The organism is Micromonospora sp. NPDC000316 (assembly GCF_042898885.1).
Classification (GTDB): Bacteria; Actinomycetota; Actinomycetes; order Mycobacteriales; family Micromonosporaceae; genus Micromonospora.
This window is the reverse complement of record NZ_JBIAZG010000001.1, coordinates 431,760-452,715: the sequence shown is the minus strand read 5'-3', so window position 1 is coordinate 452,715 and position 20,956 is coordinate 431,760. Positions and strand designations below refer to the sequence as shown.

At 69.9% G+C, this 20,956-nt stretch carries 18 protein-coding genes; 6 read left to right on the top strand and 12 right to left on the bottom strand.

Translation table 11 applies throughout. The annotated features are described in order from the left end of the window. Position 1: 1 nt before the first annotated feature. From ACFY2Q_RS02100 to ACFY2Q_RS02090, 3 genes are read right to left on the bottom strand one after another with little or no spacing between them, the layout of a single operon-like run. Positions 2 to 658 (bottom strand): SAF domain-containing protein, encoded by a 657-nt coding sequence (locus ACFY2Q_RS02100; protein WP_387126673.1) that lies wholly within the window; start codon positions 656 to 658, stop codon positions 2 to 4. Positions 659 to 683: 25 nt separating this feature from the next. Next, positions 684 to 1,679 (bottom strand): hypothetical protein, encoded by a 996-nt coding sequence (locus tag ACFY2Q_RS02095; protein ID WP_387126671.1) that lies wholly within the window; start codon positions 1,677 to 1,679, stop codon positions 684 to 686. Further along, on the bottom strand, positions 1,634 to 2,200 hold the full coding sequence (locus ACFY2Q_RS02090) for a hypothetical protein (RefSeq protein WP_387126669.1): 567 nt from the start codon (positions 2,198 to 2,200) through the stop codon (positions 1,634 to 1,636). Before ACFY2Q_RS02090 ends, ACFY2Q_RS02095 begins: the two co-directional genes overlap by 46 nt. 590 nt (positions 2,201 to 2,790) lie before the next feature. Between ACFY2Q_RS02090 and ACFY2Q_RS02085 the strand changes: the two genes are divergently transcribed. Further along, a complete protein-coding gene (locus ACFY2Q_RS02085) occupies positions 2,791 to 3,582 on the top strand; it encodes a prepilin peptidase (RefSeq protein WP_387126667.1) in 792 nt (263 codons plus the stop codon). Positions 3,583 to 3,662: 80 nt separating this feature from the next. Here ACFY2Q_RS02085 and ACFY2Q_RS02080 read toward each other — a convergent pair whose 3' ends face one another. After that, positions 3,663 to 4,292 (bottom strand): phosphatase PAP2 family protein, encoded by a 630-nt coding sequence (locus tag ACFY2Q_RS02080; protein WP_387126666.1) that lies wholly within the window; start codon positions 4,290 to 4,292, stop codon positions 3,663 to 3,665. A gap of 239 nt (positions 4,293 to 4,531) precedes the next feature. Here ACFY2Q_RS02080 and ACFY2Q_RS02075 point away from each other — a divergent pair, with 239 nt between their 5' ends. Then, a complete protein-coding gene (locus ACFY2Q_RS02075) occupies positions 4,532 to 6,862 on the top strand; it encodes a glycoside hydrolase family 65 protein (protein ID WP_387127561.1) in 2,331 nt (776 codons plus the stop codon). 38 nt (positions 6,863 to 6,900) lie between these two features. Here ACFY2Q_RS02075 and ACFY2Q_RS02070 read toward each other — a convergent pair whose 3' ends face one another. Next, a complete protein-coding gene (locus ACFY2Q_RS02070) occupies positions 6,901 to 7,365 on the bottom strand; it encodes a hypothetical protein (RefSeq protein WP_387126664.1) in 465 nt (154 codons plus the stop codon). A gap of 142 nt (positions 7,366 to 7,507) precedes the next feature. On the opposite strand from ACFY2Q_RS02070, the gene ACFY2Q_RS02065 reads away from it, so the two are divergent. Together ACFY2Q_RS02065 and ACFY2Q_RS02060 are read left to right on the top strand one after the other, a co-directional pair. Further along, entirely contained in the window at positions 7,508 to 8,305 is a 798-nt protein-coding gene (locus ACFY2Q_RS02065) for an SAM-dependent methyltransferase (RefSeq protein ID WP_387126661.1), read from the top strand. Positions 8,306 to 8,378: 73 nt separating this feature from the next. Further along, positions 8,379 to 9,536: a low temperature requirement protein A gene (locus ACFY2Q_RS02060; protein WP_387126659.1), complete on the top strand. Its 1,158-nt coding sequence runs from the start codon at positions 8,379 to 8,381 to the stop codon at positions 9,534 to 9,536. 18 nt (positions 9,537 to 9,554) lie between these two features. On the opposite strand, the gene ACFY2Q_RS02055 is transcribed toward ACFY2Q_RS02060, so the two are convergent. The 6 genes from ACFY2Q_RS02055 to ACFY2Q_RS02030 all read right to left on the bottom strand — a co-directional run bounded on the left by ACFY2Q_RS02055 (position 9,555) and on the right by ACFY2Q_RS02030 (position 16,137). Next, entirely contained in the window at positions 9,555 to 11,462 is a 1,908-nt protein-coding gene (locus tag ACFY2Q_RS02055) for an ABC transporter permease subunit (protein WP_387126657.1), read from the bottom strand. A gap of 125 nt (positions 11,463 to 11,587) precedes the next feature. Further along, on the bottom strand, positions 11,588 to 13,018 hold the full coding sequence (locus ACFY2Q_RS02050; protein ID WP_387126655.1) for an extracellular solute-binding protein: 1,431 nt from the start codon (positions 13,016 to 13,018) through the stop codon (positions 11,588 to 11,590). A 501-nt stretch (positions 13,019 to 13,519) separates the two neighbouring features. Next, entirely contained in the window at positions 13,520 to 14,290 is a 771-nt protein-coding gene (locus ACFY2Q_RS02045; protein ID WP_387126652.1) for an IclR family transcriptional regulator, read from the bottom strand. Positions 14,291 to 14,534: 244 nt separating this feature from the next. After that, positions 14,535 to 14,924 carry a hypothetical protein gene (locus tag ACFY2Q_RS02040; protein WP_387126650.1) on the bottom strand — a complete coding sequence of 130 codons (390 nt, stop codon included), beginning with the start codon at positions 14,922 to 14,924 and terminating at the stop codon, positions 14,535 to 14,537. Next, positions 14,921 to 15,844 (bottom strand): class I SAM-dependent methyltransferase, encoded by a 924-nt coding sequence (locus ACFY2Q_RS02035; RefSeq protein WP_387126648.1) that lies wholly within the window; start codon positions 15,842 to 15,844, stop codon positions 14,921 to 14,923. The genes ACFY2Q_RS02040 and ACFY2Q_RS02035 overlap by 4 nt, the downstream gene beginning before the upstream one ends. Further along, the gene (locus ACFY2Q_RS02030; protein ID WP_387126645.1) at positions 15,844 to 16,137 is read right to left on the bottom strand and encodes a hypothetical protein; all 294 of its coding nucleotides are present in this window, start codon (positions 16,135 to 16,137) and stop codon (positions 15,844 to 15,846) included. Before ACFY2Q_RS02030 ends, ACFY2Q_RS02035 begins: the two co-directional genes overlap by 1 nt. Before the next feature lie 56 nt (positions 16,138 to 16,193). Between ACFY2Q_RS02030 and ACFY2Q_RS02025 the strand changes: the two genes are divergently transcribed. Beyond that, positions 16,194 to 16,850, top strand: a complete 657-nt coding sequence (locus tag ACFY2Q_RS02025; RefSeq protein ID WP_387126643.1) for a TetR/AcrR family transcriptional regulator — start codon at positions 16,194 to 16,196, stop codon at positions 16,848 to 16,850. Between the two features lie 201 nt (positions 16,851 to 17,051). On the opposite strand, the gene ACFY2Q_RS02020 is transcribed toward ACFY2Q_RS02025, so the two are convergent. After that, positions 17,052 to 19,910, bottom strand: coding sequence for a hypothetical protein (locus ACFY2Q_RS02020; RefSeq protein ID WP_387126641.1), 2,859 nt, complete (start codon positions 19,908 to 19,910; stop codon positions 17,052 to 17,054). A 491-nt stretch (positions 19,911 to 20,401) separates the two neighbouring features. Between ACFY2Q_RS02020 and ACFY2Q_RS02015 the strand changes: the two genes are divergently transcribed. Continuing rightward, entirely contained in the window at positions 20,402 to 20,896 is a 495-nt protein-coding gene (locus ACFY2Q_RS02015; protein ID WP_387126639.1) for a hypothetical protein, read from the top strand. Positions 20,897 to 20,956 lie beyond the last annotated feature (60 nt).

Sequence of the window (20,956 nt, the reverse complement as noted above, 5' to 3'; positions counted from 1 at the left end):
TTCAGGCCGCCTCGGTCAGGACGACGGCGATCCGCTCCTGGGCTGCCAGCGCCACCACTGCGGGGACGTCCCGGACGGGAAGTGCCAGGTACAGGACCCTCTCGTTGTCCGTCGGGCTCACCATGTCGATCACGGTGGCCGCGAACCGGGTGCTCGTGGCGGTCGCCCCGGTGGTGTTGTCGTCAGGGGTGCTGACCAGCAGGACCTTGTCGCCGGGGTGCAGTTCGCGTGCCGGCACCTGCGCGGTCTTCAGACCGAGCGCGATCTGTTGCTGACCCGGGCCGAGCAGCGGCGCGTCGGTGACCTGCCCCAGAGTGAGCAGGGTGCCGGGGACCAGCGCCACGGCGGCCCGCTTGCCGACCACCTCGTCCAGCCGGCCGGCGGCCACCGGGTGCAGCCCCTGCCCGCCGGCGACCTGCACGGTGATCAGGTCGGCCGCGCTGATCTCCCGTCCGACCTCGACCGGCCGCGCCACCGCGAGGTAGCTGCCCGTGGCCCGGACCGAGGTGACCGCGAACGCGGCCCCCAGCCCACCGAGGGCGATCAGGAGTACGGCAAGACCCAGCAGCCCTGGTCGAACCCGCCGCTGCCGCACCACCTTGGGTGGGCTGACCGGCGCATCCACCTGCCCGGTTCCGTTGCGCGTCGCCAGACTCACCGGCCCTGCTCCGTTCGCTCGCTTCTCACCTGGTGACCACCTGAAGCTCGTTGATCTGGACCGGCACGGTGCCACTCGTCCGGGTCTGGGAGATCGGGTCGCCCTCGACGCCGCCGGCCCACCACCGCACCGTCCAGAAGGTGGTGGCGCCGACCCGGTACGTGCCGGCCTTCGGGTAGCCGTTGCGGTAGCCGCAGTCCGGGGAGGGCCGGCCGGCGTGCCTGCCCTTCGCGTCGTACGGGGTGCCGGGGCTGGTGCAGGTGACCTTGTCGCCGTTGCCCATGTCCCAGACGATCCGGTTGACCTTCGCCTCGATGGTGACCGTCAACCCACGGTCGGACGCGGAAGCGCCCAGCGGCCCGAAGTAGCTGGCGCTCGGGGTCGCCCACATCCAGACGGGCAGGCCGACCAGGCCAGGGCCGATGTCCTTGCGGGGTGCCACCTTGAGCCGCGCGGGCAGCAGCTTGATCGACGCGAGCGCCCGCCGGGCCAACTCCTCCGGGTCCGGCGGCGCGCCGAAGCCGGGTGGCGGGGTGCTGCGCAGCACCGTGTCCTGGGCGCCGAGGTCGCCGCCGTTGCAGGTCTGCACGTACCACTGCTGACCTTCGGGTGCCTCGTCCTGCGGCTGGGCGAGCTTGTAGTAGCAACCACTGCCGTTGTCGAACCAGCCGAGCACCTCGTGGTAGCAGGGGATGGTCCGACCTCCCCACTGGCAGACGCCGCCCCCGCCGCCGCCGGAGTCCCCACCGCCGCCGTTGTCCCCGCCACCACCGGGGCCGCCCGGAGTTCCTGGCTCGTCGTCCCAGACGTTGCAGTCCGGCTGGCCGGGCGGGCACTCCACGCCCGGGTCGGCGCGCCGGGCGGCGGCGGCCGGCAGGGTCGTGCCGACCACAAGCAGCAGCGCCAGACCGACCCCGGCGAGCACCCGGCGGGGCACCCCTGCGGTACGGGCCGGGGCGCCCCTTCCTCCCCAGGTCAGCACGGCTGGTCCTGGTGTGCCGCGCCGGAGTTGATCAGCCATCGGCCGTCGGGATAGCGGGTGGCGGTGGCGGTGGCCAGGTGCCTGCCGCCACCGCTGCCCGGGACGACCCGCTGGTCCTTGGCGTAGACCAGGCGGTAGCCGGTCGTGTCCAGGCAGTCCTGGATGTCCACGGTGGCCGGCTTAGCGTCCAGGCTGACTGCGGTCACGGTCGGGTCGGACTTCAACGTCCCGGTACGCATCGCGCCATGCTCCTTGGCCTCGAGAATGGACAATTGGACCCGGGTCAGCAGCGGATCAGCGAGAAAACGGGACAGTTCCGGCGCTTGCGGATCGCTGCGTCGACTCGCCGTGCGTGAGGCCGCGAGATAACCGGCGTACGCGTCGAGCGCCGCCTTTTCGGCTGCCTGTCGATCGGCGTCCGAAACCACTTGGCGGTCTTCGCCTCGTGCTGCCGTCGGTCGTTCGACGGTCTCCCGTCCGCTGCCGCAGGCGGCGACCGGCACCGCAGCCGCGACCACCAGCAGGCAGATTGCCGCTCTGTTGAGCTGCCGTCCGCGCACCGTCGAGCCCTCCTCGTGATCGCCCGGTGCGGCGAGGGATCACCGCCGCCGGGCTGCCGAAGCGCAACCCGGATCAGCCCATCCGGAACCGTTCAGCGCGCTTCTGCATTCACCGTTATAGATCTTCTACAAATGCAGGGCCCCGTGATGTTTGTCGTCGAGGTGAGGCTTGCGTCACACCCAAGGGGCGAGCATAAGCTCACGTTCGCCGATGCAACAGAGGTAATCCGACTGAACACTCTGCGTAATGATGGGTGGTGGTGACGAGTGGCCGCGCTGCGCTGTGAGTGGTGGTCGACCGGAGGGCTGGCAACGGTTGACTCTCGCCGGGCCGGGTGCGTTCCCGACCGCCCCTCCGGCGGGCTCGGGAGTGGGACATCGCGCCCTCATCCCGGCATCCGGGTGGGGTTGGTGGTCGATCGGGGAGCCGTGCCGCCCGGCTCGGTGGCCGGCGTCGACCCGGCCGGCGGTTCGATCGGTCGTCCAGTTGTCGAGGTCGCTTTCCGCGCCATCCGCGACACCAGAGCGATCGTTCAGTCACGATACGTGTTCGCCCTCGTGAGGGATGTCGACCCGTCGGTGGGATCGACATGGCGCTGACCGGCCCCCCGATGGCCGCGCCAGGTCAGCAGGACCCGCCCGACCGGAGCCCGACCGGCCGGTTCTCGGCGGCCCTGGCCGTCCTGACGGTCAGCCCGCTGCTGCGGTTGGCTGCCCTGCGCTACGCCGTACCGTCGGGCAGCGCCGACCGGACCGGCTGCGACGCCTGCGGCGCGCCCGTCGTGCTGACCCGGCCCTGGCCGGCGCTCGGCCCGGCCGGCCGATGCGGCCGCTGCCACGCCCGCATCGGCCCCCCGCCCGGCACGGTGGAGGTGGCCGCGCTCGCCGCGGTGGCGCTGCTGGTGCTTGTCGGCCCGGCCGGCGGGGCGTTGCCGGCGTTGGCCTGGTGGCTCGGCTGGACCATCCCAGCGGTGTTCGTCGACCTGGCCGCGCACCGGCTGCCCGACCGGCTCACGCTGCCAGCGGCGGTGGGGACCTGGCTGCTGCTCGGCGCGGCCGCGCTCGGCGATGCCGATCCGGCGCCCTGGCTGCGAGCCGTCAGCGCCGGTGCGGGGCTGGCGCTGCTCTTCGCTGGCAGCACACTTGTGCTCGGCCGGCGTGGCTTCGGGCTCGGCGACGCCAAGTTGGCGCTCAGCGTGGGTGCGCTGCTCGGCTGGTACGGCTGGCCCGTCCTGGTGCTCGGGCTGCTGCTCGCGTTCGGGCTGTCCGCACTTGTCAGCGTGGTCCTGCTCGTCGCCAGACGGGTCCGGTGGTCCACCCATCTGCCGTTCGGCCCGTTCCTGCTGCTCGGCACGGCGGGCGCCCTCCTTCTGGCCACCTGACCGCCGCTCCAAGATCGCTTGCTCCACGGGGCGCTGCCACCGGGCCGCGCACGAGCCTGCCGCCCGGCCGTAACGTGCCGTCAGGGGCGCGGTCGGCCGGCCAGGTCGGGGACCGGGCGGCGGGCGCGGTCGGCCCGACGGCGCAGCGCCTCGGCGGTGGGGCGGGCCAGCAGTGGGGTGAGCACGACGGCCACCAGGGCGCCGAGCAGGACGCCCGCGATCACGTCGTGCGGGTAGTGCACGCCCACGAAGACCCGGGAGAAGGCAGCCAGCGCGGCGAGCGGCAGCGCGAGCAGGCCGAGCCGGCGGGAGAGCAGCAGCGTGGTGACCGCAAGCGCTCCCGCCACTGTGGCGTGGTTGCTGGGGAACGACCAGTCGCCGGGCGGTGGGCAGGTGCCCGCGATGATCGCCCGGCCGATGTTCCGGCACGGCCGATCCTCGTCCACCACGGTCTTGAGCGCTTCGCTGCCGGCGTACGCCAGGATTGTCGGCAGCGGCGCGACCAGGGCGACCGCCCGGTCGTGCCGGCCGCCGGCCAGGCGGCTCAACGCGGCCACCAACAGCAGCGCGCCGAGCAGGAGGATCACCCCCTCGGTGGCGTGCCCGACGAACCACTGCAGCGGTTGCGGGCTGCGGGCGGCGACGTCGACCACGTCGTGGTACCACTCGGAGCTGATCTCCGGAACGTCAGTGCTGCCGGTCTCGGCCATGAATCACCTCACCTGATGTTCATACCGCGTTCATGTTGGAGACAACCCAGGAACGCGGCAGCGGGTGCCGCAGAGATCAAAGGTCAGGCCAGCCACACGACTTTCGTCCAGCAACCGCACAGGCGCCTCTGCTTGGCTGGGCATCGACGTCGGCATCGACAGGAGGCTCCGTGCACACCAGTTCGGCCACCGACCAGCCGCCGCCCGTCGCCGGGACGGCGGACGACGCAACCTGGCGGATCCGGCGCACCGAGGCCGATCTGGACCGGCTCGGCGAAACCGAGTCGATCTTCGCTTTGGGCAACGGGTGGATCGGCTGGCGAGGCGTCCTCGACGAGGGTGCGCCCTGCGAGATGCCGGGCAGTTACGTAAACGGCCTCCACGAGCGGCGCGAGCTGAGCTACCCCGAGGAGGGGTACGCGTTTCCGCAGGCCAGCGACACCGTCATCAGCGCGCCGAACGCCGCGCTGATCCGGCTCTGGGTCGACGACGAGCCGCTGGACATCCGCACCGGGACGCTGCACAGCCACGAACGGGTGCTCGACCTGCGCGCGGGCGTGCTGCGCCGGGAAACCGAGTGGATCTCACCGGCCGGGCGGAGGGTGCTGATCCGCAGCACCCGGTTGGTGTCGCTGCCCCGCCGTCCGGTCGCCGCCGTCCGCTACGAGGTCGAGCCGCTGGACGCCCCCGTCGACCTGCGGGTCTGCTCGGACCTGCTGGCCAACGAGCGGGTGCCGGAGCGCTCCGACGACCCTCGCGCGGCCTCGGTGCCGACCGATCCGCTGACCGCCGAGACGCATCGCGCGAACGGCCTCGACGGGGTGCTTGTGCACCGCACCAAGCGCAGCGGCCAGCGCGTCGCGGTGGCGGTCAGCCACCTGCTGGACGCGCCGGCCACGGTGACCGCCACCTGTGACGACACCCCCGACCGGGTACGCCTCACCGTGGCCGGCCGGCTGCACCCGGGCGAGCGGCTGCGGCTGACGAAGTTCGCCGCGTACGAGTGCGTGTCGGTCGACGGCGCACCGGCAGCCGAGTTGGCCGACCTGGTCGCCGCCGAGGCGGACGCGGCCCGCGCGGACGGCTTCGACGCCCTGCTCGCCGACCAGCGGGCCAGCCTGGACGCCGCCTGGCAGGTCGCCGACGTGCTGCTCGACGGTGACCCGGAACTTCAGCAGGCGCTCCGGTTCGCGATGTTCCACCTGATCCAGGCGGGCCGCCCGGACGGCGACCGGACCATCTCGGCCAAGGGGTTGACCGGCAACGGCTACGACGGGCACGTGCTGTGGGACACCGAGACGTACGTGCTGCCGGTGCTCACCTACCTGGCGCCTGCGGTGGCCCGCTCGGCGCTGACCTGGCGGCACAGTCACCTGCCGGAGGCCCGGGAGCGGGCCGCCGAGTTGCGGCTGACCGGCGCGACGTTCCCGTGGCGGACCATCGGCGGCCGGGAGTGCTCCGGCTACTGGCCGGCCGGCACCGCCGCGCTGCACGTCAACGCGGACATCGCCGACGCGGTGCTGCGCTACCTGGCGGCCACCGACGACGAGCGGTTCCTCGCCGACGCCGGGCTGGAACTGTTGGTGGAGACGGCGCGGCTCTGGCACGGCTTCGGCCACTTCTCGGCCGACGGCGCGTTCCACATACCCGGGGTGACCGGCCCGGACGAATATTCGGCGCTTGTCGACGACAACGTCTTCACGAACCTGATGGCGCGGCGCAACCTGCGGGGCGCGGCGGACACCGCCGAACGCCACCCCGACCTGGCCGACCGGCTCGGCGTGGACCCGGCCGAGGTCGCCGGCTGGCGGGCCGCCGCCGATGCGGTGTTCATCCCATATGACGTGCAGCGGGGAGTGCACCAGCAGGCCGCCGGGTTCACCGAGCAGCCGGAGTGGGACTTCGCGAACACCGACGAGGACGACTACCCGCTGCTGCTGCACTTCCCCTACCTGGAGCTGTACCGCAAGCAGGTGGTCAAGCAGGCCGACCTGGTGCTGGCCATGCAGCTCTTCCCGGGCGAGTTCACCGCCGAGGAGAAGGCCCGCAACCTGGCCTACTACGAGGCCCGCACGGTCCGCGACTCGTCCCTGTCGGCAGCCCCGCAGGCGGTGCTCGCCGCCGAGGTCGGGCACCTGGATCTGGCGTACGACCTGTTCGCCGAGTCCGTCACGCAGGACCTTGCGGATCTCGGTGACAAGACCGCCGACGGGCTGCACCTGGCCTCGCTGGCCGGGGCGTGGCTGGCGCTGGTGCAGGGCTTCGGCGGGCTGCGCGACGATCGCGGTGTGCTCTCCTTCGACCCCCGGCTGCCCCGGCGGATCGACCGGCTGGCGTTCAGCCTGCGTTGGCGCGGCGACCGGGTACGGGTCACGCTGACGCCCGCCGAGGCTCGCTACGAACTGCCCGACGCCACCCCCGACGCCACAGTCGAGCTGTGGCACCACGGCGAGCACGTTCGAGTCACCGGCGCCACGCCTGTCACCCGGCCGATGCCGCCGGTGCCCGATCCCGGGCCGGAGCCGCCGTCCCCGCCCGGTCGCCGTCCCACCCGCCGCTCGGCCGACTGACCGTCCAGCCCGCTCAGCCGGCCCGGGCTCGCGCCCGGTCAGGTCGGCAGCGGCCCGCCGGCCATTCGTTCGCGGACGGCCTCCAACGCCTCGAAGGCATACGCCCAGTTGTGGCACTTGAAGCTGCGCAGGCCGTCGATGGCTGTGTGGCAGTCGGAGCAGCGGACGCCGGCGATGGCATCCGGGACCTCGGTGTTCACGTACTTGTGCTCGCCGAGGATGACGGTGGCGATCATGGTTCTGTCGTGCAGGCCGGAGAGCGCCGACGAGACGATGTCGTACCAGGTGATCCGCCTGCCGCACTTCGGGCAGTCCGGCTCGTCGCCGCTGACCCAGAGCGGTGCGCCGATGCTGCGCGCCGGCATGCCGAGCAGCTTCTCCAACCGCCGGACGTCCGACTCGCCGGTGATCCACCGGTGCCGGCCGGGCAGCGCGGCGGGCGAGTCGTACACGGCGCGGAACAGGTCGTGGTCGACCCGTACGGTCTCCCGCTGACTTGTCATAGGCGTTCCTCCCCGGTGCGTCGGTGCCCCCACCGTGGTCGGCAGTGACCAGGGGTGCAGCCGGATCAACGACACGAGGGGTCAGCGGGTCGTCGCCTCGGGTGCTAGACATCGAGATCGGACCGCGTCGAAGGGACCCCTCGTGACCGACAAGCCGGCACCCGACATCACCGACGTCACCGCCCAACCAAACGTCGCCCGGATGTACGACTACTTCCTTGGCGGCAGCCACAACTTCGCCGCCGACCGGGCCGCCGCCGACCGGGTTTTGGAGATCTTTCCGGAGACCGGGGTCGCCGCCCAGACCAATCGACACTTCCTGCGCCGCGCCGTCCGGTACGCCGCCGAGCAGGGCATCCGCCAGTTCCTGGACATCGGTGCCGGGTTACCCACCCAGGGCACGGTGCACGAGGTGGTGCGGACCGTGGCACCCGACGCCCGGGTGGTCTACGTCGACTACGACGAGGTGGCTGTCTCGTACGCCCGGCGGTTGTTGACCGACGTGCCCGGCACGGCGGTCGTGCGGGGCGACCTGCGGCGGCCGGACGACCTGCTCGCCCACCCGGACGTCCGCGGCACGCTGGACCTGGACCGCCCGGTGGCCGTGCTGCTCCTCGCGGTGCTGCACTTCGTGTCGGACGACGACGACCCGTGGGGTGCCATCGCCCGGCTGCGCGACGCCACCGTGCCCGGCAGCCACCTGGCGTTGTCGCACCTGACGCTCGACGGCATCCCGCCCGAGCTGGCCGAGCGTGGAAAGGCGATCTACCGCAACAGCAGCGCCCCGCTTGTGCCCCGCACCCACGCCGAGACGCTGCGCTTCTTCGCCGGGTACGACCTGGTGGAGCCCGGCCTGGTCGAGACCACCCAGTGGCGGCCGGACGGCGAGTCGGACCTCGTGGACTCGCACGGCTACGCAGGGGTCGGCATCCGCCGCTGACCCGCTTTCGCTGCCGCCGGCGGCCCCCGGATGGTACGAACGGACGCAGGGCGTGCCACCGGGAGGAGCGCTGATGGTGAGCAGGCCCGAGCGGCTGCTGCGGAGACGTGAGACGCCGCTCAGCGCCACATTCCTGGAGCTCTTCTTCGACCTCGCGTTCGTCCTCGCCCTCAGCCAGTTGGCCCAGCACCTGCTGCACGACCTCACGCTGGTCGGCGTGCTCCGCACCGCATTGCTGCTGGCCGGAGTGTGGTGGATCTGGGTGACGACCACCTGGTTCGCCGACTGGTACGACCCGGAGTCTCCGGTCGTGCGGGCGGTGCTTGTCGCCGCCACGCTCGGCAGCCTTCTGGCGGGGGTGGCGATCCCGCAGGCGCTGGACGGGCGCGGCGTGCTCTTCGCCGGCGCGTACGTCGCGGTTCACCTCATCCGGGGCACTGTCACAGTCGTCGCCATGCGCGGCCACCCGCGCCAGACCCGGGCGCTGCGGATTCTCTGCTGGTTCAGCGTCTCGGCGGTGCCGTGGCTGGCCGGTGCGTTCCTCCCGGGGTGGCGGGTGCCGCTCTGGGTGCTCGCCCTGGCGATCGACCTCGCTGGGCCTCGAATCGGCTGGCCCACTCCGCGGTTGGGGTCGACCACCTGGCAGGAGCTGCACCTCGCGGGAGAGCACTTCGCCGAGCGGTACCAGCAAATCATGATCATCGCGCTGGGTGAGCTCGTGCTGGTCGCCGGCCTGACGTACGGCGACACCCGCCTCGACCTGCCGCAGACCGCCGCTTTCCTGCTGGTCTTCGTCACGGCGGTGCTGATCGGCCTGCTCTATGCGACACCCGCCGGCCAGCGGCTGGGCCCTGCCATCGAGCACGCCGGCCCGTCCCGGCTCGGCGTCCTCACCGGATACCTGCACCTGGTGATGGTCGCCGGAATCGTGGTCACGGCCGTCGGGTCCGAACTGAGCATCGCCCATCCCACCGAGGTCGGCGACCTGACGGCCGTCGTTGCCATCCTGGGCGGGCCGATGCTCTTCCTGGCCGGGCGGATCCTCTTCTCACTGGCGATCCACCGGCGGCTCTCCTGGCCGCGGGTGGTCGGCCTGTTGGTGCTGGCCGGCGCGGCGGCCGTTCTGCGGCTTCCGCTGCTGGCGGTCAGCGCGGTCGCCGCCGGGGTTCTGCTCGTGGTGACCGTCCTGGACCACGCCGGCATCGTCAGCTACCGGTCGCGGCCCAGGTGAACGGTGGTGCGGATCGGGTCAGCCCTTCACCGCCCCGGCGGTGAGGCCTTCGGTGAGGAAGCGCTGCCCGAGGGCGTACATGATCACCACGGGGATGCTGACGAGCAACGAGGCCGCGGCGAGTTGTCCCTGCGGTACGACGTCTCCGGCGATCATCGACTGCATTCCCACCGGGAGCGTCTTGTACTCGTCCTTCGTGATGAACACGAATGCGAAGAGGAATTCGTTCCAGGCGTTGGTAAGGGTGAAGAGCGCGACCGCCAGCAGACCTGGCTTGGCGAGGGGCAGCACGACCCGGCCGAACGCCTGGATACGGGTGCAGCCGTCGACGAGTGCGGCCTCCTCCAACTCGATGGGGATCGACGAGAAGTACCCCACCAGCAGCCAGGTCGCGAACGGAAGCGTGAAGGTCGGGTACGTCACCACGAGCGACCACAACGAGTCGGTGAGCCGCGCGCCGATGAGCATCTGGTAGAGCGGGATGAACAGCAGCGCGCCCGGCATCACGTAGGTGAGCAGCACCGTGACGGTGAAGCCCTGCGCCCCACGGAACCGCAGCCGTGCCAGCGCGTAGCCGGCCAGGGCGGCGCAGACAAGCGCCACAGCTGTGGACGCCGCGGACACCAGGATGGTGTTGAGGTACCAGCGGCCGAACGGCTGGTTGGCGAACAGGGCACCGAACTGCTCCAAAGTCCACGGCGTCGGCCACAGGTCGTCGGTGCGCATGACGACCTGACCCTCGGACTTGAAGGCCGTGACGGCGATCCAGTACAGCGGGCCCAGCGCGAAGAAGAGCAACCCGGCAAGCGTCACACCGGAGCCGACGCTCGACACCACCGACGACGCCCGGCGCCCGCCCCGGGACTGGAGGGCCGAGACCACCCGGCCGACAGCCACCGCGACCAGCAGAATCACCCCGAGGACCACCGCCGCCTTCCAGAAGATCTGCGGCGACGCCCAGAGCAGAAGGCCGGTGACCGCTGCGGCGACGATCCACGGCAGCGCCTTCCGTACCGACCCGGCCCACCGCCGTGCCCCGAGCCACCACGCTGCCTGGCGTCGCCGGGGCCGTTTGCTGCCGGTGTCCGGGCGCAACAACCGCACGAGCACGAACACCAGCCCGCCGATGATCGGCAACATGACGAGCGTGACAGCCGCGCCGGCGCCGTACTGCAACTGCAAAATCGCCTTCGAGTACGCGACGAGCACGTACGGCGCTGTCACGTCGCCCGGGCCGCCCTGCGTCAGCAACCAGACGAGATCGAAGTTGTTGAACGTCCAGATCGACGACAGGGTCACCGTCACGGTGATCACGTGACGCAGCCCGGGCAGCGTCACGTTGGCGAACCGCTGCCACGACGAGGCGCCGTCGATTGTCGCCGCCTCGTAGAGGTCCGCCGGGATGGCCTTCAACCCCGCCAGGAAACACACGGTGAAGAACGGCACGCCCTTCCAGACGTTGACGAGGATCACCGAGGGCATGGCCAGCGACGGGTCGGACAGCCAGCCGGCGGGCCAACTGTCGACCAGGTGCGCGCTTGCCAGCAGCGGCCCGATCCCGGTAGCGGTGAGCAGCGTGTTGACGCTGCCGAAGATCGGGTCGAGTAGGGCGCGCCAACTGAACGCCGTCACCACCGTCGGCACGACCCACGGCACGAGCAGCAGCCCGGCCAGCACGGCCCGCCCACGACGTCTGTGGTGCAGCAGCAGGGCCGCGGCCAGCCCCAGGACCACCTTGAAGATCTCGGCGTACGCCGTGAAGACGAACGAGTTCACCACGCCCGTGTGGAACTGCTCGTCACCGACCAGGGAGAGGTAGTTGCCCAGGCCGACGAAGACGGTGTCCTGCCCGTGCCGTTCCGTGGTGCTCGTGAATACCGACCTGCCGATCGGCACGAGGACGAGACTGCCGACCAGCACGGCCATGGGCGTCAGGAACAGCGCCGCCAGCCGCCAGTCACGACCCAGTCGTCGCTGGGTCGGCGTGAGTGAGCCAGGCCCCGGCGGCGGGGAGATCCTCGCCGCCGGGACCCGCGCAGGGCGAACTGACCTCACTGCCGCAGCCCCTGCTGGTTGAAGATCTGCACCATCTTCGCGTGGGCGGCCTTCACTGCCTGCGCCGGAGCCGTCCCCTGAACGATCTGCTGCATCATGTCGGTGAGGACGTACGCCGCGGCGACTGCCTGCTGACCCGCGCTTGCCTTCTGCGGGAAGGACAGACCGTTCTTCGTGTTCAGCGGCAGTTTCAGCTCTGTGATCTTGCGCAGCATGGGGAACGCCGGGTCGCCGCTGGTGAAGAACGGGTCGGCGTCCCAGACCTTCTCCCAGGCGGGCATCACCAGGCCGGGCGCCTCCTTCGCCACCCCGAGCAGCGCGGGCGCGCTCACCAGGTACTGCGCCAGGAGCTTGGCGAGGGCGGGGTTCTTGGCGCCCTTGAAGACGACGAAGCCCTGCGACTGGCCGAGCAGCAGCGGATTGTCGGTCGCCGGCCCGATGCAGTCGGAGAACACGTGGGTGTTCGCGTACACCGGGTTCTTCTTGGTCCTGGAGTCCGCGTAGACGCTGAACTGGTTGCGGGTGTAGCCGAGGACCCCCGCGAGCCAGTTCTCGTTGTTGCTGGTGTCGGTCCAGCTCGCGATGCCCGGCGGCAGCATCGGCTTGAACTTGGGATTTGTGTAGATGTCGCCGAGGAAGGTCGCCGCCTGCACCGTCTCGGGCGAGTCGAACGTGACCTTCCGGCCGTCGTTGGAGGCGATCGACCCGCCGTAGGCGTTGATCAGTGCCTCGATCATGCCGTTGCCGTCACCGGAACGGTTCACCGTCATGCCCCAGCCGAACCGGCGTTTGGTCGGATCGGAGATCTCCAGGCACAGATCCCGCAGCTCCTCCCAGCTGTAGATGTCCTTGGGTGTGATGCCCTTGTCCTGCATCCAGTCCTTGCGCAGGAACGACCCGATCCCGATGAAGTGGTACGGGATCGCGAACCACCTGCCGTCGAAGACGCAGAAGTTCTTGGCCTCGGCGCAGGGCTCGCCGTACTTGGCCGTCAGCGCCTGGACGACGTCCGTCACGTCCTCCAGGTCGCCCAGCGCCTGAAACTGCGCGACGAACCGTGAGTCGGTCATGAACGCCAGGTCCCGTGCCACCCCGCCCTTGACCTCGGCGTCGATCTTGGCCACCACGTCACCGGCATCGGCCTGGACCAGGCTGTTCTCGATCTTCGTCCCGGTGGTACTGGCGAACTTCTTGATCGAGCTGTCAAGGGCATCGTTCGCCGCCGTCGAATACAACTTCTGCGACAGCATCCCCATCGCGGAGCCCTTCATCGCCGCAGCGGCGTCGATGAGCTCCTGCGGGACCTCCGGCTGCACTTTGGTGGGTGATTCGGAGGTGTCCCCACACGCTGCCAGACCGGCCGCGCCGAGCACCCCCACCCCCATCCCCAGAAAGCCGCGTCGGGACCACACCGGGTTGTCCTGCATGGATATTCGCCTCCTTCGTCTGCCGGCACCGCTGCACGCCGATGGCGCTCCTGGCGAACACCGCGATGCTCCTGCTCCAGGTGTGTCTCGGTGTGGGTGACCATGGACAGATGACCCGCACCGGTCAGTTCGTTCGCGTGGACCCATCAGGTGCATCACGGCCCTGACCTCGACGAACAGCGTCGGCAGGTCGAGGCCCGGATGTCACGGCGGTGGGTATGCGAACCGCGCGATTGCGCTCGGCGCGCCCCAGGGATTCGAGCGAGCCTCGCGAGGGATCTCCCGTGCCGACTTCCGGGTGGCGCGACGAGCGTGAGCAGTCGGCGATTGTGCTGTGAAAACGGTGCTGACGTACCAGTTCGGTCCGGCCACGGAGGACCACCGCCGTTCGAGATTTCGAACTGAGTTCGAGATACCGTATCGAGTGGACGCGACGCTAGAGCAACCTCGCGAGGAATGTCAATGTTTCGATGGCGTTTCCGGCTGAAAACGCCAAGCCGGCTATCGAGACTGGGCCCGGAACCCCATGCGGGTCGACAGCGCGGCCGCGCCCTCGCGAATCAGCCTGACCCACTCCACGTGTGCCTGCGGGGTCCAGCGGATGATCGGCGCGGACAGGCTCATCGCGGCGATGGTCGCGCCGGAATGGTCGCGGATCGGCGCGGCGACGCAGCGCATGGCGCTGTCGGACTCGCCGACGTCGACAGCGACACTCTCCACCCGCACACGCTCCAGATGCGCGCGTAGGACGTCCGGGTCGGTGATGCTGTCCGGCGTCATGCCGAGCAGGGCGCCCTTCGTCAGGACGGCGTCCAACTCCGCTTGATCGAGGCTCGAGAGCAGGATCTTGCCGACCGCCGTGCAGTGGGCCGGCAGCCGCCGGCCGACCGCGGAAACCATCCGGACGGGGTGCGTGCTGTCGAACTTCACGAGGTAGATGACATCGGCGCCGTCGAGCACGGCCACGTGGACCGCCTCGTCAGACGCGGCGGCCACGTCCCGCACGACGCACTGCGCCTCGCGGACCAGGTCAAGCCGGCCGGCGAACGCCGCGCCGAGCTGGAACAGCGGCATGCCGAGCCGATACTGCACCGGCTGGCCCGGGACAGAGATCAAATACGACCGAGCTTCGAGGGTGACGAGCAGCTCGTGGACCGTGGTGCGGGGCAGGTCGAGCCGCTCCATCACCTGTCGGGCCGACAGTTGGGGGCAGTCCAGGAACAGTTCCAGGACGTCGAGTGCGCGGATGACTGCCGGTACCACACGGGGCATGTCGCTAGTCCCTTCGAAATGCTGGACTCGCGCGCAAGGATCTCCACGCGGCCCAGCACCTGAAGAGGATAGCTGCGGCGGCGCGCAGCGCCAGGCTGGCCGGCGCCTACCTGCGGCCCACCAGTCCTCCTTCTCGTTCGCGGCCCCGACGGATATCCGCTCGGCCGCTCGCGGGTGGCCTCCTGCGGGCAGCTTGGGCAGTCGTCGGATGCCGACATCACAATTGCCTGGCACCGAGGAGCGGCTACAGCCGCTCGAAGCTCTCCATGCCGGCGAGTTTCAGCACCTCGGTCCGGGTTGCCGGGCACTCCTGCCGGGTCTGGTCGTCGATCTGGCGACCGCTCGGCACGGGGCCTTGCTTCTCGTACCAGGAGTAGAGGTTCACGGTGAGGTTGGCCATCACGCCCGTCTCGGACCCGATCCCCTTCAGAGTCGGCAGTTGGCCTTCGAGGTAGGCGCACACCTCCTTCGCCGGCACCGCGGTGCCGGCGGCCGGAGCGGATCCGGCCGCGCTGGGCGCGGTTGCGGTGTCCGGAGCAGCGGTTCCGGAGGCCTCGGGTGCGTCGGCGTCGGTGCACGCGGTCAGGGCGAGCGCAAGGCAGAGGACCGGCGCGAGCATTCGGATCGTTCTCATCGGTGTTCGTCCTGACGTGGTCGTTGGTGGGTAGGGCCTGCTGTGGGTGTGTCGTAAGCGTCGGCGGCGATCGCGGTGACGAGCCAGAGCCCTGCGGGCAGCCGGTAGCCGACGCCAGGTTCACGGAACCGGTCGAGCAGTCGGATCACCCCCGCCCGGGCCGAGGCTTGCCCGGCCGGGGGAGCCGACCGGTAGGCGGCACCGGCCGGACCGATCTCGACAAGCCATTCGGCCACCAGGTCGGCGTCGTCTGGAGCGTCCAGGACGACATCGCACGGCGTGATCGTGACGGCGGTGAAGCCGGCCCTGTCGAGGACCTGGGCGAGCCGCGTCGGGTCGGCGAAGGAGAACGGACCAGGCTCGTCACCCACCGGTAGCGGCGGCAACGGCCCGAGGTGCGGTGCCGCCCCGAGCAGTGTCGCGGACAGCCAGGGGTTGACCCCGCCGTCGCGGAAGACGGTCGCGGCGAGGCGCCCTCCCGGTCGCAGTGATCGTCGGATCGTGGTGCAGCCGGCAACCGGATCCGCCAACAGCATCAGCGTCATTCGCGAGAACGCCGCGTCGAACGGCGCCCCCGGCGCGACGTCGAGGGTCTCGATGTCGGCCAGATGGAACTGGATGCCTGGGTACCGGTCGGTGGGGAACCGTCGCCGAGCGGCGGTCACCATCGCCTCGGCGATGTCGACGCCGACCGCCGTGCCGGCCTCGCCGACCGCCGCGGCGAGTTCGGCTGTGGTGCCGCCGCAGCCGCAGCCCACGTCGAGGATCCGCTCGGCGGGCCGCGCGGCCAGTAGATCCATGGCCGCCGCCCCCAGCGGTCGGCCCACCTCGTCCTGCCGATCGGCCTGTCGGACCCAGCCGGCGGCCGCTGCCGCCCAGAAAGCGGCGTTGCGGGCCCGCAATCCGGCGGTGTCGGCCATCAGAACGGCATCTCTGCGCCGTCGACGATCATCGATCGGAAGTGGGCCGCCTTCGTCGGGTCGAAGCCGTCCTCCTGCGCCGCCAGGCCCGCAGCCCGGACCAGCCGCTCCGACTGGAACCGACGGAATGCCGCCTCGTCCTGCCAGATGTTGATGATCCGCCAACCGTCCTCGGTGGGCCCGGCGACATGGGCGACGAGCCCCGGCGGCCGGTCCGGACCGAGGTGTCGCTCCACCTGCCGGTATTCCGCCTCGCTGACGCCGGGCATCTCCTGCAACACACCGAACGGCATGGATGCTGCCTCTCATTAGAGTGAGTCTCTATCCAATAGAGCACTACACTCGACCGGTGGTTGTCAAGCGACGTTACGACTCCTCCCGTCGACAGGAGCAGGCCAGACAGACCCGGCGAGCAATACTCAAGGCGGCTGGCCGCCTGTTCGTCGACCCCGGCTATGCGGCCACGCCACTGACCGCTGTCGCCGCGGAAGCGGGCGTGGCCGTCCAGACCGTCTACGCGGTTTTCGGCAGCAAGCGGCACCTCCTCTCCCAACTGGTCGACGTCACCCTGGCCGGCGACGACGAACCGGTGGCCCTGCCCGACCGGCCCTTCGTCGCCGAGATCCGCGCACTCGCCGACCCGCGCGCCAAGCTCACCCGCTACGCCCGCCATCTGGCCGAGGTCAATGCCCGGCAGGCCCAGGTGATGCTCGCGCTGGCCGGCGCGGCCACGGCCGATTCCGACGCCGCCGAAATCTGGCGCAAGAACATCGACGATCGCCGCCGTGGCATGACCATGTTCGCCGCCGAACTCGTCGGCACCGGAGCCCTCCGCCCCGACGTGGACGTCGACCAGGTGGCGGACATCCTCTGGTTGGCCCAGGACGTCCGCAACTACGACTGGCTCGTCCGGCAACGCGGCTGGCCGCTGGAGCAGTACCAGCGGTGGTACGTGGACACCGTCAGCGGCGCCATCCTCGCCGGAGCCCAACAGCGGAGTGGTTGAGCCTCGGCTCCAACACCGTGAACGTTCATGGTCACTACAACTAGTGGCCGAGCAACGCGCACAGCTCACCGCCCCGAAACTCGCCGGCCCTCGCCGACGGTCCCGGGGCGGTCCGCCTCCGCGAGCCCTGAGCCACGGCCGGCCCCCTGGCGTCCCGAACACTGACACCAAGGGGCCGGCCGTGGCACATCGCGGTCGTCGTCAGGCGCCGCTTGCCACGTAGATGTAGTAGCGGGTGGCATCGGTCTCCGTGCCGTCCGCCTTGTGGCCGATCACCGACAAGCTGTGCGTCTCGAAGTCGTTCGCCGGCGTGTAGGTGATCGACGCCTTGCCGTTACTGTCGGCCGGCACGTCCGTGGACGGGCCGTCGTCGATCTGCCAGGAGAAGGACACGATTCCCGCAGTGCCGCCGCTGAACTCGAAGGTGCCGGGAACACCGCCACCGCCCGACCAGGCGCTGTCCGGATATTGAGCGCTCACGACGTAGGGAGCGTTGCCGACCGTGAAGTCGAAGTCCGTCACGGGCGAGAGTTCGCCGCCGGCCGTCAGGCTCTGCACGTGCAGCGTATTCGTGCCGTTGCGCTCGAACGGCACCGCGACCGTCGTCGACGTGCCCTCGGTGCTTGCCGGCACCACCTGCTCCGGGCCGTCGTTGACCCGGTAGTGGTACTCGGTCACCTCACCGAACAGCTGGGTGTGGAAGTAGAAGTATCCGGTCCAGCCGATCCCCCTGCGTGACCAGTCGTAGAGGCTGTACACGTTGACCCTGTTGTCCCGGACGTCGAAGGGCTCCATCCGTAGGTCCGATTCGGTGCCGTCCGCGCCAATGCTCGTCACCCGCACCTCGTGGTAACCCCACGAGCCCGGCGTGTACGTGACCGTCGCGGTGCCGTCGGGGCCGGCCGTGATCGTCTCCTCGTCGGCGCCGTTCAACGAGTAGCGATAGGAGGCGACATCCGGCAGCCCTGGGTGGAAGGTGAACGTCGCGGGCCGGCCGACGGTGCCGCTGCCCTCCGGCGTGTGCGTGACCACGGGACCGGACCAGATGCCGAACGTGTAGGTGGTAGCCGGCGATCGCGTACCGTCCGACAACAGCGCCTGCAGGACCACCGCATTGTCGCCGGCGTGCTTCGGCGTGACCGTGATGTAAGCGTACGGATTGCCCTCGTTGGACACCGTCTGCTCGGCGCCGCCGTCGAATCGATAGACGAATCCGGTCAGATTCGGCAGTTGGCTGCCCAACTCGATGCTCAGCGGCACGCCGACCCCGTCCCGGCGCGGCCAACTGGTCAACCCATGGGCGTACGCGGTCGGACGTGGGTCGATGATGCGGAACTGATAGTCCGCCTCCATCGACGTGGAGCCATCCGACCGAACCGACCGTACGGCCATCCAATGCCAGCCCGGCGTCGCCGTCCACGTCAGTACGGCGGTGTCGTCGGCCTCCGCCGGAATGGTCTTCCACTCGCCGTCGAGGTTGTACTCGTAGGCCACCACATCGTTGCTGTGCGGGGTAAACCGGAACGAGCCGGTCTTGCCAGCGACCTGGTCGGTGTCCAGGTTGAACTCCGCCGACTCCACGCCGGGAGCGTCGGTGACCCAGACCTGCAGGGTGTCCTGCCCGATCAGCTTGTTCTTCGCGTAGCTCCGGACGGCCACCTCGACCGAGCCGGCGGCCGTGAACGTGATGGGACCTGTCGCCTTGCCATCGACAGCCGGGAGGCGGACCTCCGCGCCGTCCTTGAGCTGATACCCGAACGAGGTGGTCTCGGGCTTCGACGCGATCAACGTGATCGTGCTGGGCAAGCCGACGCCGTTCACTGTGACATCGGCGTACGGCGCCGTCTCGGCGACCCGGAACTGGTAATCCTTCTCGGGCCCGCGGTTGCCCGCCGCGTCGACGGACGCGACAAAGAGGTAACTGATGTACCGCGGCGTCGGGGTGTACGTCAGGATCGCCGTGCCGCCCGGACGCTTGGCCGGAACCTGCCCGGAATGCCCCATGGAATCACGCCAGACGAACGCCACCACGTCGCGGTCGCCATCCCCGTCGAAGCGGAACTTCCCCTCGATGCCAGTGCCGCCGCCCGGGGTGTCGCCCTCGGGATAGATCCGCGACGACACCTTCGGCGGATTCGCCGGGGCGGTCCGGTCCATGACGATGTAGCAGGTCGCACTCCACGGACCCGGGTCGTAGTAGTCGCTTGCCTGTGCCTGCCAGGCAAGGACCGTGCCGTCGGCGTACTGGCTCAGGTCGGTGCCGCCGTAGTCACGGAACTCGCGACGCTGATCGGGATGGCCCACCGGCCAGATCGCGTACAGCACCGTCGGGTGGTCGCCCTCGTCCGCATCGCGTGCGGTGGACGCGAACACCGCGCTCCGCGCCGCCGGTGACGGCTTGGCCAGGGTGCCGCAGGGCCGGTCCGGGTACGCCAGATGGAGGTTCGTGACGGTGGGCGGATGGTTCGCTGTCGAACTGAGCACCGGCTTGTCGAAGGTACGACCGGTCCGCGCGTCGGCTTCCTGGCTGGCGGTCACCCGATACTCCAGGGTGATGCTCTTCTCCTGCCGGCCCAGCGCCGCGTTGAGCGTGGCCACCATGTCGATGCCCAGGTAGCCCGGGCAGTAGATAGCTCCGGCGCCCCGGTTGCTGGACACCAACTTCTCGAGCTCGGCCGGCGGGCGCAGCCAGGTCGTGTTGGTCTTGACCGGGTCAGTCCGCCACACCTCGACCGTCGCCGGAGCGGAGCAGTCGGTGACCGTGTTCTCGTTCGTCCACAGGTACGAGCTGTGGACGACCGTACCCTTCAACTTGGTCAGGTCGTACGTGAAGTAGGAGCGGTAGGTGTGCGGCCGACCGGCATCGTCGCGGGACGTGCCGACCGGCGGCGCCACCGCCGCATTGACGACCTTCGCGTTCGGCTTCTGCGAGTCGAGATAGGCCCAGCTCGCCAGAGGTAGATTTAACGAATCGGCGGCCGAGGCCGGAGCGCCGGTGGTCAGCATGGCGGCCGTGACGGCGACGACAGTCAACGGAACGACCGCTCTGAGGCGTCTCATATGGATTTTTCCTCCCCGTGGCGGCACTCCGATCGATGCCGGCGGGCGACATCGTATCGAGGCAGTGCCATGCGCAGATGCCGCCTCAACGCCTGCGTCCAGCATTGGCCGTCCCGTCGTCACTCACGCCGAGGGGTAGGGACCGTCGCTGCTGTTGTACTTCGCTGCTGCACGAGCCGCGCTGACAAGGGCGGCGGCCCGACAAAGGGCCGCTGAGCTGGAACGGAGTGGGCCGCCAGGGACTCGAACCCTGAACCCCTCTGGTGGGGCGTCGATCATCCCAGATGGGGCGGATCGGTGCGCTGACCTGGGCGGTGTTTCTCGTTGCCTTACAGTGGTTGATAGCCCTTGCCGTAGTCATTTGCGCCCGCCTTGTGCCCAATGATCTTGCAGAGGGAACTCCCGGCTGTCGCCGCCCAGGGCGCTACCGTGCAGGGCGCCTGGCCATCCTGGTGCCTCCGGGCGTTGCATGCGGTTGCGACCATGACGTCATGACGCCAGGCCAGTCGCCCAGCCAGGCCGAGGATCAGGTATCCGCAGAGGTTCTGATGGCGGCCTACGCCGTGGTCGGCGCCCGCCGCACATCTCTCGACACGATGATGTGGCAAGTTCCCGCCCTGGCTACCGCCGCTCAAGCCTTCCTTCTCACGACCGCACTACAGCAGGGCGGCTCGCCTGCTGCTCAAGCCGTCGCAGCCATCCTCGGCGTAATCCTCGCTGCGCTGTCGGCGCAATTGATGGCCAAGCACCGCCACCTCGAGATGAGCGATAGTCGGCTAGCAGAGCGGATTGAACGGCAGCTAGGCCTTGCGGTACGCCTTGGAGTTCCTCCCCACGCCGCCGGCCGCTTCCGTCTTGGGAACCGTCAACCCTGGTGGATCCGGCTGTCGTCTTACCGCCTCTGGCTACTTGGTGTGGCGTCGTTCGGCGTCGCAGACCTGGTCGTAGCCCTCGACGCGATCGTAGGGCTGGGCGTCTTTCGCTGAGGCTATGGATTGCCGGCGAGCCGGGCTTCTGCGGTGCGATTCGAGGTCAACCGTCCTGCT

Bases quoted from the DNA above. Each gene is read 5' to 3' on its own strand.
- ACFY2Q_RS02055 (WP_387126657.1), bottom strand. From the start codon at position 11,462: ATGGCCGTGCTGGTCGGCAGTCTCGTCCTCGTGCCGATCGGCAGGTCG.
- ACFY2Q_RS02015 (WP_387126639.1), top strand. From the start codon at position 20,402: ATGACGCCAGGCCAGTCGCCCAGCCAGGCCGAGGATCAGGTATCCGCA.
- ACFY2Q_RS02030 (WP_387126645.1), bottom strand. From the start codon at position 16,137: ATGCCGTTCGGTGTGTTGCAGGAGATGCCCGGCGTCAGCGAGGCGGAA.
- ACFY2Q_RS02080 (WP_387126666.1), bottom strand. From the start codon at position 4,292: ATGGCCGAGACCGGCAGCACTGACGTTCCGGAGATCAGCTCCGAGTGG.
- ACFY2Q_RS02050 (WP_387126655.1), bottom strand. From the start codon at position 13,018: ATGCAGGACAACCCGGTGTGGTCCCGACGCGGCTTTCTGGGGATGGGG.
- ACFY2Q_RS02060 (WP_387126659.1), top strand. From the start codon at position 8,379: ATGGTGAGCAGGCCCGAGCGGCTGCTGCGGAGACGTGAGACGCCGCTC.
- ACFY2Q_RS02095 (WP_387126671.1), bottom strand. From the start codon at position 1,679: ATGGCTGATCAACTCCGGCGCGGCACACCAGGACCAGCCGTGCTGACC.
- ACFY2Q_RS02035 (WP_387126648.1), bottom strand. From the start codon at position 15,844: ATGGCCGACACCGCCGGATTGCGGGCCCGCAACGCCGCTTTCTGGGCG.
- ACFY2Q_RS02020 (WP_387126641.1), bottom strand. From the start codon at position 19,910: ATGAGACGCCTCAGAGCGGTCGTTCCGTTGACTGTCGTCGCCGTCACG.
- ACFY2Q_RS02070 (WP_387126664.1), bottom strand. From the start codon at position 7,365: ATGACAAGTCAGCGGGAGACCGTACGGGTCGACCACGACCTGTTCCGC.
- ACFY2Q_RS02040 (WP_387126650.1), bottom strand. From the start codon at position 14,924: ATGAGAACGATCCGAATGCTCGCGCCGGTCCTCTGCCTTGCGCTCGCC.
- ACFY2Q_RS02085 (WP_387126667.1), top strand. From the start codon at position 2,791: ATGGCGCTGACCGGCCCCCCGATGGCCGCGCCAGGTCAGCAGGACCCG.
- ACFY2Q_RS02045 (WP_387126652.1), bottom strand. From the start codon at position 14,290: ATGCCCCGTGTGGTACCGGCAGTCATCCGCGCACTCGACGTCCTGGAA.